Source organism: Pseudomonas putida (genome assembly GCF_022627325.1).
GTDB lineage: Bacteria > Pseudomonadota > Gammaproteobacteria > Pseudomonadales > Pseudomonadaceae > Aquipseudomonas > Aquipseudomonas putida_X.
Map to the genome: position 1 here is coordinate 653,464 of NZ_JAETZZ010000001.1, position 13,367 is coordinate 666,830.

The 13,367-nt window shown below is 62.9% G+C and carries 15 protein-coding genes; 8 read left to right on the forward strand and 7 right to left on the reverse strand.

Translation table 11 applies throughout. From position 1 onward, the window contains the following. Positions 1-50: 50 nt before the first annotated feature. A complete protein-coding gene (locus JNA92_RS02990; RefSeq protein ID WP_241803235.1) occupies positions 51-1,529 on the reverse strand; it encodes a methyl-accepting chemotaxis protein in 1,479 nt (492 codons plus the stop codon). Between the two features lie 109 nt (positions 1,530-1,638). Next, the gene (locus JNA92_RS02995) at positions 1,639-2,436 is read right to left on the reverse strand and encodes a TatD family hydrolase (protein WP_241803236.1); all 798 of its coding nucleotides are present in this window, start codon (positions 2,434-2,436) and stop codon (positions 1,639-1,641) included. Positions 2,437-2,592: 156 nt separating this feature from the next. Between JNA92_RS02995 and JNA92_RS03000 the strand changes: the two genes are divergently transcribed. From JNA92_RS03000 to greB, 4 genes are all read left to right on the forward strand, one after another. Next, positions 2,593-3,999, forward strand: a complete 1,407-nt coding sequence (locus tag JNA92_RS03000; protein ID WP_241803237.1) for a transglycosylase SLT domain-containing protein — start codon at positions 2,593-2,595, stop codon at positions 3,997-3,999. A 114-nt stretch (positions 4,000-4,113) separates the two neighbouring features. Beyond that, complete coding sequence (locus tag JNA92_RS03005) at positions 4,114-4,548, forward strand: DoxX family protein (protein WP_241803238.1); 435 nt, start codon at positions 4,114-4,116, stop codon at positions 4,546-4,548. Positions 4,549-4,762: 214 nt separating this feature from the next. Further along, positions 4,763-5,071, forward strand: a complete 309-nt coding sequence (locus JNA92_RS03010; RefSeq protein WP_241803239.1) for a hypothetical protein — start codon at positions 4,763-4,765, stop codon at positions 5,069-5,071. 11 nt (positions 5,072-5,082) lie between these two features. Then, the gene (gene greB, locus JNA92_RS03015) at positions 5,083-5,565 is read left to right on the forward strand and encodes a transcription elongation factor GreB (RefSeq protein ID WP_241803240.1); all 483 of its coding nucleotides are present in this window, start codon (positions 5,083-5,085) and stop codon (positions 5,563-5,565) included. Between the two features lie 41 nt (positions 5,566-5,606). On the opposite strand, the gene JNA92_RS03020 is transcribed toward greB, so the two are convergent. Then, the gene (locus tag JNA92_RS03020; RefSeq protein ID WP_241803241.1) at positions 5,607-8,114 is read right to left on the reverse strand and encodes an ABC transporter permease; all 2,508 of its coding nucleotides are present in this window, start codon (positions 8,112-8,114) and stop codon (positions 5,607-5,609) included. Beyond that, positions 8,114-8,797: an ABC transporter ATP-binding protein gene (locus tag JNA92_RS03025; RefSeq protein ID WP_241803242.1), complete on the reverse strand. Its 684-nt coding sequence runs from the start codon at positions 8,795-8,797 to the stop codon at positions 8,114-8,116. Before JNA92_RS03025 ends, JNA92_RS03020 begins: the two co-directional genes overlap by 1 nt. Before the next feature lie 10 nt (positions 8,798-8,807). Between JNA92_RS03025 and JNA92_RS03030 the strand changes: the two genes are divergently transcribed. From JNA92_RS03030 to JNA92_RS03040, 3 genes are all read left to right on the forward strand, one after another. Continuing rightward, the gene (locus JNA92_RS03030) at positions 8,808-9,413 is read left to right on the forward strand and encodes an arylesterase (RefSeq protein WP_241803243.1); all 606 of its coding nucleotides are present in this window, start codon (positions 8,808-8,810) and stop codon (positions 9,411-9,413) included. A gap of 58 nt (positions 9,414-9,471) precedes the next feature. After that, positions 9,472-9,753 carry a hypothetical protein gene (locus JNA92_RS03035; RefSeq protein ID WP_241803244.1) on the forward strand — a complete coding sequence of 94 codons (282 nt, stop codon included), beginning with the start codon at positions 9,472-9,474 and terminating at the stop codon, positions 9,751-9,753. A gap of 131 nt (positions 9,754-9,884) precedes the next feature. Next, positions 9,885-10,862 carry a L,D-transpeptidase family protein gene (locus tag JNA92_RS03040; protein WP_241803245.1) on the forward strand — a complete coding sequence of 326 codons (978 nt, stop codon included), beginning with the start codon at positions 9,885-9,887 and terminating at the stop codon, positions 10,860-10,862. Between the two features lie 140 nt (positions 10,863-11,002). Here the strand turns inward: JNA92_RS03040 and JNA92_RS03045 are convergent, their stop codons facing one another. Together JNA92_RS03045 and JNA92_RS03050 are read right to left on the reverse strand one after the other, a co-directional pair. Beyond that, positions 11,003-11,254, reverse strand: coding sequence for an Lpp/OprI family alanine-zipper lipoprotein (locus JNA92_RS03045; protein WP_003250288.1), 252 nt, complete (start codon positions 11,252-11,254; stop codon positions 11,003-11,005). 77 nt (positions 11,255-11,331) lie between these two features. After that, positions 11,332-11,592: a hypothetical protein gene (locus tag JNA92_RS03050; protein WP_241803246.1), complete on the reverse strand. Its 261-nt coding sequence runs from the start codon at positions 11,590-11,592 to the stop codon at positions 11,332-11,334. Positions 11,593-11,773: 181 nt separating this feature from the next. Here JNA92_RS03050 and JNA92_RS03055 point away from each other — a divergent pair, with 181 nt between their 5' ends. Further along, positions 11,774-12,055, forward strand: coding sequence for a GNAT family N-acetyltransferase (locus JNA92_RS03055; protein ID WP_241803247.1), 282 nt, complete (start codon positions 11,774-11,776; stop codon positions 12,053-12,055). A gap of 63 nt (positions 12,056-12,118) precedes the next feature. Here the strand turns inward: JNA92_RS03055 and JNA92_RS03060 are convergent, their stop codons facing one another. Then, entirely contained in the window at positions 12,119-13,195 is a 1,077-nt protein-coding gene (locus JNA92_RS03060; RefSeq protein ID WP_241803248.1) for a 3-deoxy-7-phosphoheptulonate synthase, read from the reverse strand. Positions 13,196-13,367 lie beyond the last annotated feature (172 nt).

Sequence of the window (13,367 nt, forward strand, 5' to 3'; positions counted from 1 at the left end):
AAGCTTAGTGCGGCCCAGTGGTCACAGCCAATCGAGGCTGGCTATGGTGATTATAGTTTGAGTTGGCCGATGGCCTTGTTCAGCTCGCCGGCCAGGGTTGCCAGTTCGCTGCTGGTGGTGGCCGAATCGACAGTCTGCTGTACGGTTTCCTCGGTAACGTCGCGGATGCTGACTACCGCCCGGTTCATTTCTTCGGCCACCTGGCTTTGCTGCTCGGCGGCGACGGCGATCTGGGTGTTGCTCTCGCGCATCTGCGCCACCGCGCCGGTGATTTCGGCCAGCGCTGCGCCGGCTTCCTGGGCCTGGCGCACGCAGTCGTCAGCTTTGTAAGAGCTTTCCTGCATGAACTCCACCGCATCCCGGGTACCGGCTTGCAGGTCGGCAACCATACCGGTGATTTCGTCGGTGGAGGTTTGCACGCGTTTGGCCAGGCTGCGCACTTCATCGGCGACCACCGCAAAGCCACGGCCCAGGTCGCCGGCACGCGCTGCTTCGATGGCGGCATTCAGCGCCAGCAGGTTGGTCTGTTCGGCGATGCTGTGGATGACGTTGACCACGCCATTGATCTTTTGGCTGTCCTCGGCCAGTTGGCGGATCATTTCGGCGGTCTGCTGCACGCCGCTGGACAGTCCTGCAATCGAGTCCTGCACGCGGTCGACGACATGCTTGCCGCTGCCGGCAAGGACGTCGGCGGTCTGCGACAGGTCGCGCGTGGCGCCGGCATGTTGGGCGATATGATGCACGGTGGCTGACATCTCGTTGATCGCGGTAGCTGCCTGGTCGGTCTCGCTCTGCTGGCCGAGCATGCCGTGGCGCACCTCGTTCATGCTCGAGGCCAGGCGTGCGGCGCCCGAATCGAGTTGCGCGGCGGTGCGTGCCACGGTGCTGACCACACGGTGGTAGGTCGACTGCATGGCGTTGAAGGCGCCTGCCATCTGGCCCACTTCGTCGCCACAAGACAGAGGCACGCGGGCCGACAGGTCACCCGTTTTTTCCACGTGGAGCATGACGTCCTTGAGGGTGTTGAGTTGGCTCAGCAGGAAACGAATCAACAGTTGCGAGGCGCAGAGCATTGCCAGCATCAGGATCAGCACACAAACCGCGTAGTTGCCAAAACGGTCAAGGAACACCTGGCGCACGCTCGGTGCCTGGGCCAGTACCGCTACCTGCTGGTCGCCATGGCGCAGTACCTGGGCGCCGCGTAGTGGGTTATCGCCCAGGATCCAGTCGGCCGGGAGGGCTACCCAGCCTTGTGCATGGCGCAGGGGCTCCAGGCTTTGGCCGGCAAAGGTCGGGGTCTGGCCGGGTTGCCAGGTGATCACGTTGGCCTGGCGGGGCAGGGCACGCTCTGCCGGCCATGCGCCGAGCAGCTCTGCCTGGGACTGCGTCTGGGCCTGCACCGCTTCAGCGCGGGCTCGCTGCTCCAGATACACGGCAAACAGCACCAGCATCAAGGTGGTGACAAAGGCCACTGCGTTGACGGCCCAGAATTTGTACTTCAGGGAAATATTGCTAAGCCAGGCACCCATGGGTAGGTCTTCTCTGAGTTGAGCGGAAACATTATTGGCAAGGTGCCATCATTGTGCCCGCTCACGCCTGGGAGGTTTTGACGTGTATCAACAAACCGTTTATGCCCGATCAGGCCAGCTGGAAAAATGCCCGAGCCGTTGCGGTGGTGTGCGCTGCGGTCTCTTCGACAGGTTCGCCCCGGTGTAACGCCACCTCCCGCAGCACTTCTGGCAAAAACGCCGGCTCGTTGCGCCCGCTCTTGGGTTTCGGTCCCAGGCTGCGCGGCAGCAGATACGGGGCATCACTTTCCAGCATCAGGCGCCCTCGGGGAATGTTGCCCACCAGTGAGTGCAAATGCGTGCCGCGGCGTTCGTCACAGATCCAGCCGGTGATGCCAATGTGCAGGTCCATGTCCAGGTAGGCGAACAGCGCGTCGCGCTCGCCGGTGAAACAATGCACTACGGCGGCAGGCAGGTGGTCACGGTAGTTCTTCACAATCGCCAGCAAACGCTCACTCGCATCACGCTCATGCAGGAACACCGGCAAGCGCAACTCGGCGGCCAGCGCCAGCTGAGCTTCCAGGGCTTTTTCCTGAAGTGGGCGAGGGGAGAAGTCGCGGTTGAAATCCAGCCCGCACTCGCCAACGGCGCGCACACGCGCCTCACGCAACAACTGGCGCAGTCGCGGCTCGCTGTTGGCGTCCCACGCTTTGGCGTCGTGCGGGTGTACGCCGGCAGTGGCGAACAGGTGCTCGCTGGCGGGGTCCAGTTGCTGGCACAGTTCAAGCGCCTGCTCGCTGACCGCAAGGCTGGTGCCGGTAAGGATCATCTGCCCAACGCCGGCTTCGATGGCGCGCTCGACGATGGCGGCCTGCTGGTCGTGGAAACTGCTATTGGTCAGGTTGACGCCGATATCGATCAGTTGCATGGTGCTACCTCGTGCCGCGGGACGGCCAGCATAGCAAAATGCGTGATTTTCGGAAAAACCAAGAACTTCAGGCGTTTGCCAGGGTCTTTTACCGTCATTTATCACGAGCGGCTCGTACACATGGATGCTGCCCACCGACCTCGGACACGTTTTCGCATGCTGCGATCCCTGCTCACCCTGCTGCTGACGCTTGGCCTGATGCTCGTCGGTCCTGCTTACGCACGCCTGCCGGGGCCGCAGCACAACGTGCCGGTGAGCAAGGCCCGTGACCTTGAACAGATCCGCGCCAGCAAGGTGCTGCGGGTACTGGTCAACCAAAGCCGCAACAGCTCCGGTGAGGTCAAGGGCGAGCCCGTCGGTATCGAGTACTACCGCTTGCGTGCGCTTGAGCACTACCTCAACGCCCGGTCCGGCGACGGACAACAGGTACGGCTCAAACTCATCCCCAGAGCCAAAGAGCAACTGCTCGGGGCGCTGCAGCGTGGTGAAGGCGACCTGGCCGCCCCGGGCGAGTTGCTCGACCCGAGCCTGGTCGGCGGCGTGAACAGCAGTGCTCCGGTCCTGGACCAAGTGCCGTTGTGGTTGGTGGGGCGCAAGGGCGAGCGCAGTTTCACCCGTGTCGAGCAGTTGTCCGGGCGCACTGTGGCGTTGACCAGTGCCAGCGCCGCCGGTGCGCTGATCCAGCAGATCAACCAGCGCCTGGCGCTGCGCAAGCGCCCACCGGTCAAGATCGAATGGGTCGACTCGACACTGGCGGTGGAGGACGTGCTGGAGATGGTCCAGGCCGGCATTTATCACCTGACCGTGGTCGAGCGGCCGATCGCGCTGCGCTGGGCCCGGGTAATGCCGCGCCTGCGCCTGCATAGCCGGCTGCAACTGGGCCCGCCACAAGCCATGCGCTGGTATGTGCGGCGCGATGCGACGCTGCTGCAGGCTACGGTCGATCGCTTCCTGCAGGGCTACCGGGCGCCCGAGAACCAGGATGCGGCCTTTGAACGCATCTATCGGCGCCAGTACCGCGTGCACAACCCGCTCGCACGCAAGGACCGTCAACGCCTTGCTTCAGTGCGGGCGGTGCTGCAGAAACATGGCCAGGCGCAACAGATCGACTGGCTGAACCTGGCTGCGTTGGCCTTCAAGGAGTCGACCCTCAACCCGGCGGCGCGCGGCAGTGGCGGGGCGCATGGCCTGATGCAGATCACCCCTGCCGCAGCGCAACGGGTCGGGGTCAGCAATACCGCAACGGTTGATGGCAATGTCCAGGCCAGTGCCCGTTACCTGGCGTTGATTCGCCGCAAGTTCTTCGCCAGCCCGAAGATCAACGAGCGTGAGCGCATGGCCTTCGTGCTGGCCGCCTACAACCTTGGGCCCGAGCGGGTCCAGGCCATGCGTGTCGAGGCCCGCAAGCGTGGGCTCAATGGCAATCAATGGTTCTTCCAGACCGAACGGGTTGCGATGGAGCAGGTGGGCATGGGGCCAGTCAACTTCGTCAATAGCGTGAACAAGTACTTCCTGGCGTTCAACCGTGACCGTGCAGCGTTGGAGCGAAGCGGCAAACGCTGAGCTATCGAATTATTCGATCTATATGTTGGGTTTTTTGCGATTTTAATATCTTTTGGGTCGATTATTATGGCGCCCATCCCAACACAACATCGCAGCTTTCAAGGAAGTCACCCAATGAACAACGCAATCATCAAACTGCTTTCCACTCGCGCTGGCCTGGGCTTGAGCGTGGTTCGCATCCTGGTAGGCATCATCTTCATGGCGCACGGCGCACAGAAACTCTTCGGCCTGTTCGGTGGCTACGGGTTGGAGGGCACTGGCCAGTGGATGGAGAGCATCGGCCTGGCCCCCGGCTACCTGATGGCCCTGCTGTCCGGCAGCGCCGAGTTCTTCGGCGGCCTGGCCCTGGTGATCGGCCTGCTGGCTCGCCCGGCGGCCCTGGCACTGACAGTGACGCTGGTGGTGGCAATCTTCTCGGTACACATCGGCAACGGCCTGTTCATGTCCAACAATGGCTATGAGTTCGCCCTGGCGTTGCTGGCGGGTACCGTCGCGGTACTGATCGAAGGCGCTGGTCGTTTCTCTCTGGACCGCTTGATCGCCCGCTGAAGCCTCATGCTGCAGGCCTTGAGTTGATGACTTTCAGCTTGGGGCTTGCAGCTTGCCGCTTGTAGCTCTAGCATACCGCCTGCGCCGATTTAAACAGCTACTTGCGGGGCGCAGGAAAGCCCAGCCCCGGGTCATCCGAAATACCGCTAAAGCGCTGGTTCGGTGACGCCTCCCACCGCTGCCCAGCGGGATTTGCGAGGCGGAGAAATACTCCATGAGTTGCCCACGTACCAGTGTCTGCTTGAGCCCACTGCCTGCCAGCCAGGCTACCCGCACACCGCGCATCCTGCTCGGTGGCCAGCATCAGCCTACGCTTTTGCGTCATCTTGAAGGCTTGTCCCGTCGCAAAGGCCAGGCCCGCGCCTTCCTCATCCAGTTTGCCGAAACCGCGTGCCGGCTGGAGCAGTTCGGCAACGACCGCTTCGATCTGGCGGTGATCCAGGCACCTGCCGCACAGCACGCTGCCGAAGTGATTGGCCATCTCACCCGCATCGCACGCCAGGGCCTGATTACCCGACGCTGAGGAACGCGCTGTTGAGTACCAACATCATCACGACGCAAGGCCATGAAGCGCTCAAAAAAGAGCTGGATCATCTGTGGCGGGTGTATCGCCCGGAAATCACCCAGAAGGTGGCCTGGGCTGCCTCGTTGGGGGACCGCAGTGAGAATGCCGACTACCAGTACAACAAGAAGTTACTGCGCGAGATCGATCGTCGGGTCCGATACCTGCGCAAGCGCCTCGAAGACGTCAAGGTGGTCGCCTATTCACCGCAGCAGGAGGGCAGGGTGTTCTTCGGTGCCTGGGTCGAGATCGAAAATGATGACGGCGAAGCGCTGAAGTTTCGCATCGTCGGGTACGACGAGATCTATGGGCGCAATGACTATATCTCGATCGATTCGCCCATGGCGCGGGCCCTGCTCAAGAAAGAGGAGGGTGATGAGGTGGTGGTGCACACCCCTACTGGCGAAGCGACGTGGTATGTGACCAGCATCAGTTATGAGCAGCCAGCGCTTTAGCTGTAAGCCAAGGCTGAGCTGCTCATGCTTGCAGCTTGAGACTACCCCTCCCGGAGCACCGCCAACGGGCTGGCATTAAGCGCTCGCCGTGTCCCCAGCACGCCAGCCCCGCCTACCAATAGCGCCCCCGCCAGTGGCAGTACCAGCAGCCACGGATGGGGAGCCCACTGCAGGTCGAACGCATAGCGGTACAGCACCAAGGTAATCAACTCACAGCCTAGCGCTGCCAACGCACCACTGGCCGCACCCAGCAGCCCGAACTCGATACGCCGCGCTTTCACCAGCAACGGTCGGGCGGCGCCCAGCGCGCGCAGCAACGCGCCTTGGCGAATGCGTTCATCCAGCGTTGCCTGCAAGCCTGCGAACAGCACGGCCAACCCCGCCGCCAGGACGAACAGCAATACATATTCCACCGCCAGGGTAACCTGGGCGAGGATGCTGCGTAGCTGCTCCAGCAAGGCATCGACTTGCAGGATGGTCACCGCCGGGAAGGCCCGCGACAGGGCCACTACATCCAGGTCATGACCCGGCGCAAGGTAAAAGCTGGTCAGGTAGGTGGTCGGCAGCCCCTGGAGGGTACCCGGCTGGAAGATCATGTAGAAGTTCGGCTGGAAGCTGTCCCAGTGCACGCTGCGCAGGCTGCTGACCCGTGCCTGGCGTTGTTCGCCGCCAATGTCGAAGGTCAACAGGTCGCCCAGTTGCACCTTCAGGCTGGCGGCAAGTTCCGCCTCGACCGAAACGCCAGGGATTTCATCGCCAGCCGGTAGAGCTCGCCACCAATTGCCGGCGGTCAAGGCATTGCCTGCCGGCAGGTCGGCGGCCCAGGTCAGGCTGAGGTCGCGCTGAACTGCACGCTCGCCGGCCGAATCCTTGCTGACGATCTGTTGCACGGGCTGCTCGTTGATCTGGATCAGCCGGCCAGGCGTCACCGGATAAAGCGGCGCGGAGGCTGCGTTCACCTCGTGCAGGCGCTGGGCAAAGGGCTTACGGTCGTCGGGCAGGATGTTCAGGGCGAAATAGTTGGGGGCGTCCTTGGGCAGTTGAGCCTGCCAGGTGTCGAGCAGCTCGGCGCGCAGCAAGGCGACCAGGGCCATGGCCAGCAGGATCAGGCCAAACGCCAGTGCCTGGCCTGCGGCAGCCATGGGGTGGCGGAGCAACTGGCCCAAGCCCAGGCGCCAGGGGAGTGGGGCGCCTGCCAGCAGTTGCCGCAGGCTGCGTAGCCCAACCAGCAGCAGGCCGCCCAGTACCAGCGCGGCAAGCAACCCGCCTGCCAGCAGGGCGAAGGTCAGCAGCAGGTCTAGGCTCAGGCGCCACATGATCAGGCCCAGTGCGAACAGGGCGGCGCCATAGACCAGCCAGCTGCTGGGCGGTACGGGCAGCAGATCACGGCGCAGTACACGCAGCGGTGGCACCTTGCCCAGTGCCGCGAGCGGGGGCAGGGCGAAACCGGCCAGGGCGACCAGCCCGGTGGCGATGCCGGCCAGGGCCGGGACGATGCCGCCAGGCGGCACCACGCTCGGCAGCAGGCCGTGCAACAGGCGGAACAGGCCCAGTTGCGCCAGCCAGCCGAGCAGGGCGCCCACCAGCGCCGCCAGCAGGCCCAGCATGGCCAGTTGCAGGCAGTACAGGCCCAATGCCTGATGGCGGGACAGCCCCAGGCAGCGCAGCAGTGCGCTGGCGTCCAGGCGCCGGGCCGCATAGCGGCTGGCCGACAGTGCCACGGCGACCCCTGCCAGCAGCACCGCCACCAGGCTAGCCATGTTCAGGTAGCGCTCGGCCTTGCCCAAGGCGCCGCCGATCTGCCGGTTACCATCGCGGGTGTCGAGCAGGCGCTGGTTGGCCGCGAGCGTCTTCTCCAGCCCCTGGCGGTACTGTGCCAGGGCCTGCGCATCCCCGCGCCACAGCTCACGGTAGCTGACCCGGCTGCCGGGCTGAATGACCCCGGTGGCCTCAAGGTCGGCGAGGTTCATCATCACCCGCGGGGTGAGGCTGTAGAAATTGTTGGCGCGGTCCGGCTCGTAGGTCAGTACGCGGCTCATGCGCAGGGTCTTCATGCCGACATCGATGCTGTCGCCAATGCTCAGGCCAAGGGCAGCGAGCAAGCGCGGCTCGATCCAGACCTCGCCCGGCGGCGGGCCGCCACCGGGTGTTTCCGTGGCATAGGGCGCCGGTGCACTGCGTACCTGGCCACGCAGGGGGTAGGCGCCATCGGCGGCTTTGATGCTCGACAGCTGAATGCCGGCGTCACCACCGACCACGCTGGTGAACTCCACGACCCGCGCGTGGCGCAGCCCCAGGGCGGTACCGGCGTCGATTTGCTCCTGACGCGCTGGCGCACTGCCTTGCAATACCAGGTCGGCGCCCAGGAACTCGCTGGCGCGCAACTGCATGGCGCCATTGAGGCGAGCACCGAAATAGCCGATGGCGGTGCTGGCGGCTACAGCCACGAGCAGGGCGAAGAACAGCACGCGCACTTCGCTGGCGCGGATATCGCGCAACAACTGGCGCAGCGCCAGGCCGCACAAGCGGGAAAGCGGCATGTGCTTCATCAGGCCTCCACCGGCGCCACCAGGCGGCCTGCTTCCAGTCGTATCAGGCGCCGGCAGCGGCTGGCCAGGCGTTCGTCATGGGTAACCAGAACCAGAGTGGTGCCGCGTTCCTTGTTCAGGTCGAACAGCAGGTCGCTGATACGCTCGCCAGTGTGGCTGTCGAGGTTGCCGGTGGGTTCGTCGGCGAACAGCACCGCAGGCTGGGCGGCGAAGGCCCGGGCAATGGCCACCCGCTGCTGTTCGCCACCGGACAACTGGCGCGGCGTGTGGGTCAGGCGCTTGCCCAGGCCGACACGCTCGAGCAGGGTGCGGGCCTGTTCGCGAGCATCTCGGCGGCCGTCCAGTTCCAGTGGCAGCATGACGTTCTCCAGGGCATTGAGGCTGTCGAGCAGCTGGAACGACTGGAAGACGAACCCGACGTGCTCGGCGCGTACCCGGGCGCGCTGGTCTTCGTCCAGCGGCCCGAGGTCATGCCCGGCGAGGATGACCTTGCCGGCGCTGGGGCGATCGAGGCCGGCGAGCAGCCCGAGCAGGGTCGACTTGCCCGAACCGGAGGCGCCGACGATGGCCAGGCTGTCACCTTGGGCGAGGTCGAGGGAGAGTGCGTGCAGGATGATCAGGTCACCTTCCGCACTGGGGACCACTTTGCTAAGGTTCTGCGCAACGAGAATGCTAGGGCCCATGGAGAATCCAATGCGAGTATGGTGGTTGAGTGCCGGTCTGGCCCTGTATTGCCTGGCCCAGAGCGCCGCGGCGGGAACATTGCTGGTTGTCGGGGATAGTATCAGTGCCGGTTTTGGCCTGGATACCCGCCAAGGGTGGGTCTCTTTGTTGCAGACCCGGCTCAAGGACGAAGGTTTCGATGATCGCGTGGTCAATGCCTCGATCAGCGGCGACACCAGTGCAGGGGGCCAGGCGCGGCTGCCGGCGCTGCTTGCAGCGCACAAGCCTAGCTTGGTGGTGCTGGAATTGGGCGGCAACGATGGCCTGCGCGGGCAGCCACCAGAGCAATTGCAACAAAATCTTGCCTCGATGATCGAGCGGTCACGCGAGTCCGGGGCCAAGGTCGTGCTCCTGGGCATGCGTCTGCCGCCCAATTATGGGGTGCGCTACACCACGGCGTTCGCCAAGGTGTATGAACAGCTGGCAGCGGAGAAACAGGTGGCGCTGGTGCCGTTTTTCCTTGAGGGCGTAGGGGGTGTGCCAGAGATGATGCAGGCCGATGGCATCCATCCGGCGCAGGGGGCCCAGCAGCGCTTGCTGGAAAATGCCTGGCCGGCGATAAAACCCTTGCTCTGACGCTTTAAACGGGGCCGGCTTTCGGCTAATGTTGCGCCCCCCGTTTCGAGAGCCCCCAATGCCGCGCCCTGCCTGGTCCTTGTATGCCTACCAACTGATCGAGCCCGATGAGCAGCTCGATCTGTTCGCCTGCCAGGAAGTCCGTGTTCACCTTGTCGCCCGGCAGCTCGAACTGGGTGTGCCGGTCGATCGCACCCTGTGTGGTGGCTTGCTACCGGCACAGCCTCGCTGGTCCGGCGTGCCGCGCTCGATCTACCGTGACGGTCGTCTGTGCGACCTGTGCCGGGCGATTCTCGACGCGCAGCGCCGCGGCATGCGCCCGGTATGGCCGCAACTTTGATGCAACCCTTGGCCTGAAACTGCGAGCGCCTTTCATCATCTGAAACGCATGGAAACCCCCTGTGGCTCCCGCTTGGTCCGGTGGGGGTGTACAATCGATTCTCTTGACCCACCTTTCGAAGGATTTACCGGATGTTGCCGCGCTTTCCCGCCGTCACCCGCTGCCTGACCCTGGCCGGCCTGCTGGTAGCAGGCCCCGCCGTTGCCCTGGAGTTGCCGTTGCCGCCTCCCGGTGAAGACGTCGTTGGCCAGGTGCAGGTGATCAAGGCCAAGTACGAGGACACCTTTGCTGACATCGGCACTGCCAACGACCTCGGCTACCTGGAGATGATCGCCGCCAACCCGGGGGTGGACCCATGGCTGCCGGGCGCCGGTACCGAGATCATCCTGCCGACCCGTTATGTGCTCCCGCCGGGGCCTCGCGAGGGCGTGGTCATCAACCTTGCCGAATACCGGCTGTACTACTTCCCCAAAGGGCAGAGCGTGGTGTACACCTTCCCGCTGGGCATCGGTCGTGAAGGCTGGGGGTCCCCCATCGCCAACACCAAGATCATTGCCAAGACCCCGAACCCGACCTGGACGCCGCCGGCCTCGATCCGAGCCGAACACGCCGCCGATGGTGACATCCTGCCGACCGTGGTGCCGGCCGGGCCAGACAACCCGCTGGGGCCTTACAAGTTCACCCTGGGCGTGCCGGGTTATCTGATTCACGGCTCGAACAAGAAGTTCGGCATTGGCATGCGCACCAGCCACGGCTGCTTCCGCATGTTCAACAACAATGTGCTGGAGCTGTCGAAGATGGTTCCGGTCGGTACTCCAGTGCGCATCATCAACGAGCCGTACAAGTTCGGCATCAGTGGTGGCAAGGTATACCTCGAAGCGCATACGCCGCTGGACGACCACGGCGATCCTTCGGTGGTCGACAAGCACACTGCGGTCATCAATGCACTGCTCAAGCGTGAAGACCTTGCCAACAATGTACGCATGAACTGGGACATGGTTCGCGACGTGGTCGCCGCAGAAGATGGCATGCCGGTAGAAATTGCCGTGCCCGTCGACAACCAGGGTGCGGCTCCGATGGTGTCGAGCATTCCTCCAGAACTGCAGTAAGCCTCAGGGCGACAGGACTGAAGCCTGCTCAGGTCAAACGCCTGGTGCAGGCTTTTTCATTTGTGCTGTTTGCTTTTGTAGCGGCAATAAAAAAGCCGACCCCACTAGTGGGTCGGCTTCTTAACAATCCGTGAGGACTATTACTTGCGGCTGGCTTTGTCCAGCATACGCAGGGCGCGCTCGTTGGCTTCGTCAGCGGTCTGCTGAGCCTTCTGAGCGGCTGCCATTGCATCGTCAGCCTTACGGTAGGCTTCGTCAGCACGGGCTTGAGCGCGAGCGGCTGCGTCTTCAGTCGCAGTCAGACGAGCTTCGGTTTCTTTGGATACGCTGCTGCAACCGGTAGCCAGAACTGCGGCCAGAGCCAGAGCAGAGAATTTCAGAACGTTGTTCATCGTGTTCCCCTTCAAGGACTTTCTATTAAATAGCCATCTCTCAGGAAAGAGAAACTGGCCGGCGTACATAGTACCCATTACTTGTAGTAAGTAAACTGACTGAGCGCAAGAATGGTAAAAAAAATGTTGCTGAAGGGGGTGGTTGACAAGGTTTCCAGGCTTTTTCCGAACAGCCAGTACAGGCGGCGCAAGCGATTGTTGTATGGGAACTTTTTTGTTGAACTAACGGTGACTTTAAAGGTCCCTGTGCGTCTAAAGCCCAAGAGTGTCCGGCCGATGTTGCTGGTCAGTTCGTGCAGGGTTTGCTGCCCATGGCCGCGACTTTTAACCGATGCCACCTTGAGCAATCCGGGGTGCCGTGCCTACTATTTGATGGCCGGGCCCGGAAGAACCATTGCAATCGGGCTGCGGTCGAAGGGGCAAGAGGTGGCGCAGGCTCTGCACGAACGGGTTCCTCCGCCGGATACACCACCATCGGTTAAGGTAAAGGTCTGCCCAAAAGACCTGCGAGGAGTAGTGATGAGTGAAGCGCTGACCATCCACCATGACCAGGCCGGTCATCAGTTCGAGACCAACGTGGACGGTCATCGTGCCTACCTGACGTACATGGATCTGGGCAAGCAGACGCTGGATATCTATCGCACCTTCGTTCCAAACGCCCTGCGCGGCCGAGGGATCGCTGCAGCGCTGACCGAAAAAGCCCTGGAGTACGCCGACCAGATGGGCTACACGGTGATTCCTTCCTGCTCGTACGTTGAGCGCTACATGGAGCGCAAGCAGCGTCATTCGAGCAAGGCCTGACCGGGCTGGGCTCTACATGCAAAAACGCCGGGCAATGCCCGGCGTTTCGTTTTCTGGCAAAGCTCAGCCGCGCTTGCGCTGGGGCAGTACATCCTTGAGCTTGGCGTGCATGCTGCGCAGGGTTTTCTCGGTGGCAGGCCAGTCGATGCAGGCGTCAGTGACCGATACGCCGTACTGCAGATCTTCCAGGTTCTTCGGGATCGACTGGGCGCCCCAGTTCAGGTGGCTTTCGACCATCAGACCAATGATCGACTGGTTGCCTTCGAGGATCTGGTTGGCGACGTTCTCCATGACCAGCGGCTGCAAGGCCGGGTCCTTGTTGGAGTTGGCGTGGCTACAGTCGACCATGATGTTGGCCTTGATCTTCGCCTTGGCCAGGTCCTGCTCGCAAAGCGCAACGCTCACCGAGTCGTAGTTCGGCTTGCCATTGCCGCCACGCAGTACTACGTGGCCGTACGGGTTGCCCTTGGTAGTGACGATGGATACGCCACCTTCCTGGTTGATGCCCAGGAACCGGTGCGGCTTGGATACCGACTGAAGGGCATTGATGGCCACGGTCAGGCCGCCATCGGTGCCGTTCTTGAAGCCAACCGCCGAGGAAAGGCCCGAGGCCATCTCGCGGTGGGTCTGGGATTCGGTGGTGCGCGCGCCAATGGCCGACCAGCTGATCAGGTCTTGCAGGTACTGCGGTGAGATCGGGTCGAGCGCTTCAGTGGCGGTCGGCAAGCCCATCTCGGCCAGGTCCAGCAGCAGTTGGCGGCCGATGTGCAGGCCGTCCTGGATCTTGAACGAGTCATCCAGATAAGGATCGTTGATCAGGCCTTTCCAGCCAACCGTAGTGCGCGGCTTCTCGAAATAAACACGCATTACCAGGTACAGCGTGTCGGAAACTTCCTCTGCCAGCACCTTGAGACGCTCGGCGTATTCGTGAGCGGCCTTGATGTCGTGGATTGAGCAGGGGCCGACCACGACGAACAGGCGATGGTCTTTGCCGTCGAGGATATTGCGCACCACTTCGCGGCCGGCAGTAACGGTCTGCAAAGCTTTGGCGCTGAGAGGGATTTCCTTCTTGAGCTGATCGGGGGTGATCAAAGTCTCGTTGGAGGCAACGTTAAGGTCGTCGATCGGTAAATCAGCCATCGTGTTACTCGTCAGGTCACGGTGCCGGCCGCCAGCAATCCCCGTGCGGCCCAGCAGCAAGAATGTTCGCAGCGGGGAGCCGAACCTTAGCGCGTTACAGGGGGCGCGACAATGGGCTGCAGTGCGCCTGTGCAGGGTTTTTCCCTGGTGCAATAGGCTTGAACTGCTATTT

What these genes read in the sequence shown, in the direction of transcription:
- JNA92_RS02990 (WP_241803235.1), bottom strand. Translation starts at nt 1,529, where the DNA reads ATGGGTGCCTGGCTTAGCAATATTTCCCTGAAGTACAAATTCTGGGCC.
- JNA92_RS02995 (WP_241803236.1), bottom strand. Translation starts at nt 2,436, where the DNA reads ATGCAACTGATCGATATCGGCGTCAACCTGACCAATAGCAGTTTCCAC.
- JNA92_RS03000 (WP_241803237.1), top strand. Translation starts at nt 2,593, where the DNA reads ATGCTGCGATCCCTGCTCACCCTGCTGCTGACGCTTGGCCTGATGCTC.
- JNA92_RS03005 (WP_241803238.1), top strand. Translation starts at nt 4,114, where the DNA reads ATGAACAACGCAATCATCAAACTGCTTTCCACTCGCGCTGGCCTGGGC.
- JNA92_RS03010 (WP_241803239.1), top strand. Translation starts at nt 4,763, where the DNA reads ATGAGTTGCCCACGTACCAGTGTCTGCTTGAGCCCACTGCCTGCCAGC.
- JNA92_RS03020 (WP_241803241.1), bottom strand. Translation starts at nt 8,114, where the DNA reads ATGAAGCACATGCCGCTTTCCCGCTTGTGCGGCCTGGCGCTGCGCCAG.
- JNA92_RS03025 (WP_241803242.1), bottom strand. Translation starts at nt 8,797, where the DNA reads ATGGGCCCTAGCATTCTCGTTGCGCAGAACCTTAGCAAAGTGGTCCCC.
- JNA92_RS03030 (WP_241803243.1), top strand. Translation starts at nt 8,808, where the DNA reads ATGCGAGTATGGTGGTTGAGTGCCGGTCTGGCCCTGTATTGCCTGGCC.
- JNA92_RS03035 (WP_241803244.1), top strand. Translation starts at nt 9,472, where the DNA reads ATGCCGCGCCCTGCCTGGTCCTTGTATGCCTACCAACTGATCGAGCCC.
- JNA92_RS03040 (WP_241803245.1), top strand. Translation starts at nt 9,885, where the DNA reads ATGTTGCCGCGCTTTCCCGCCGTCACCCGCTGCCTGACCCTGGCCGGC.
- JNA92_RS03045 (WP_003250288.1), bottom strand. Translation starts at nt 11,254, where the DNA reads ATGAACAACGTTCTGAAATTCTCTGCTCTGGCTCTGGCCGCAGTTCTG.
- JNA92_RS03055 (WP_241803247.1), top strand. Translation starts at nt 11,774, where the DNA reads ATGAGTGAAGCGCTGACCATCCACCATGACCAGGCCGGTCATCAGTTC.
- JNA92_RS03060 (WP_241803248.1), bottom strand. Translation starts at nt 13,195, where the DNA reads ATGGCTGATTTACCGATCGACGACCTTAACGTTGCCTCCAACGAGACT.